Raw genomic sequence first — 1,837 nt, 5'->3', positions numbered from 1 at the left:
CCCGCGGGCGCCCGCCGCCGGGCCCGGCCCGTCGGACGCCTCCGAGGGGGCCGCGCCTCGCCCGGACGTGCCGGAACCGCCCGCCGAGGGCCACGCTCCGGTGGCGGTTCGGCCCGGCCGCACCACGACTCCGGCCGCGCAACCCCGCGCCGCGGCCGGACCGGGATCCGTCCCCGCACCCACGACCGCACCCGGGTACGGGTACGGGTACGGGTACGGGTACGGGTACGGGGAGACGCGGGCGGGCCGGAGGCAGGAGCCGGACGGGCCCGCCGGCGGACCGGCGGCCGGGGAGACCACCGTCCACATCACCATCGGCCGGCTGGAGGTCCGCCCGGGGCCGCGGCCCGCCCCCGCCGAGCAGGCCCCCTCCGTCCGCAGGTCGCCGCGCGGGCCGGCCGTCCCGCTGGAGGACTACCTGCGGCGGCGTTCGGGCGGTGGCCGATGAGCGACGCGCGGGCCATCGAGGCGGTCACCGAAACCCTGCGGGCCCTGGTGGACGACGGCGTCAAGGGCGTCCTGCCGGGGGCCACGGCCGTGGCCCGGCCCCTGGACCAGGTCAACCCGACCGCCCAGGAGGCCCAGGTCAACCTGTTCCTCTACCAGACCGGCATGGCCGCGGAGCTGCGCAACGCACCGCCGCCGGACCTGCTCCCCGGCGAGGGCGCGGAGCCCGCGCTGCCGCTGGTCCTGCGCTACCTCCTCACCCCGTTCGTGCCCGACGGCAACGACCTCGTGGCGCACCGGCTGCTCGGCGGCGCCCTCCAGGCACTGCACACCCGGCCCCTGCTGACCCGCGCGGAACTGGCCCAGAGCGCCCCGTACAGCGATGTCGCCCGGCAGGTGGACAGCGTCCGCATCACCTGGCACGCCTTCGAGGAGAAGGACATCTACTCCCTCTGGAGCGTCTTCCAGACGCCGTACCGGCTGACCACGGCCTTCGAGGTGCGGGCGGTCCTCATCGATTCCCGGCGTCCGGCGCGCACGCCGGTGCCGGTGCTCAGCCGCGGCAGCGACGGCCGCGGTCCCCGGGCGAGCACCGGCGTCCGCCCGACGACCCCGCGGGTCGACGCCGTGGTGTGCCCCGGAGGGCAGCCCGCCGCCCGTGCGGGGGACCGCGTCGAGCTGCGCGGGGCGAACCTGGGCGGGGTGAGCGCCGTCCGGCTCACCCATCTGGGCTCCGACGCCACCCTCGTCGTCCCGGTCCCGGCGCCCGCGCCCGGCGGCCCGCCGCGCCCGTCCGGGACGCTGGCCCTCACCCTGCCCGCCGGGCTGCCCGCGGGCGTGTGCGCGGTGACGCTGCGGGCCGGGACGCCGCCCGCCGAACTGCCCGTCGGGCCCTGGTACCTGGCCCTCGCGCCACGGATCACCAGCCCGCTGCCGGCCACCGTCGTACGTGACGCGGCGGGTGACGCGGAGGTGGTCGTGAACGCCGATCCGCCGTTCGCCGCCGGGCAGCGGGTGTTCCTGCTGCTGGGCGGCGACGCCCACGCCGCCGGCGCGTTCGCCGGGCACACGGCCCGGTTCGCGCTGCGCCGGGCCCGGCCGGGCGGGTACCCGGTGCGGCTGCGGGTGGACGGCGTCGACAGCCTCCTCGTCCTGGACCGGACCGCGAACCCGCCCGCGTACGACCCCTCCCAGCGGCTGACGGTGATCTGATGCACGCGACCGACGGCGACAACGCGCGCTTCCTGACCGCATCCCTGGACTGGCTGGACCTGGTGCTCCGCCGCCACGCGCAGGACAGGGGGGTGCCCGGCCCCTCGCCCCTGCCGCCTTCGGGAGCACCCCTCGGAACGGCCCCCGACCCGGTGGCCCCGCGGCTGCGCCCCGGGCC

General features: G+C 78.6%; 1 protein-coding gene and 1 pseudogene. Both read left to right on the top strand.

Going from position 1 to position 1,837, the window contains the following annotated elements; all coding sequences use genetic code 11:
• A pseudogene (locus ABZW32_RS39835) lies at positions 1 to 448 on the top strand (hypothetical protein); the annotation flags it as partial.
• Entirely contained in the window at positions 445 to 1,659 is a 1,215-nt protein-coding gene (locus ABZW32_RS39830; protein ID WP_356225815.1) for a DUF4255 domain-containing protein, read from the top strand. The pseudogene ABZW32_RS39835 and the gene ABZW32_RS39830, both read left to right, overlap by 4 nt.
• Positions 1,660 to 1,837: the final 178 nt, after the last annotated feature.

The organism is Streptomyces sp. NPDC004667 (assembly GCF_040609475.1).
Lineage (GTDB): Bacteria > Actinomycetota > Actinomycetes > Streptomycetales > Streptomycetaceae > Streptomyces.
Note: the sequence above shows the minus strand (reverse complement) of the source record. Positions and strands in the feature narration are given on the sequence as shown.

Coding starts and splice junctions, on each gene's coding strand:
- ABZW32_RS39830 (WP_356225815.1), top strand. CDS start 445: ATGAGCGACGCGCGGGCCATCGAGGCGGTCACCGAAACCCTGCGGGCC.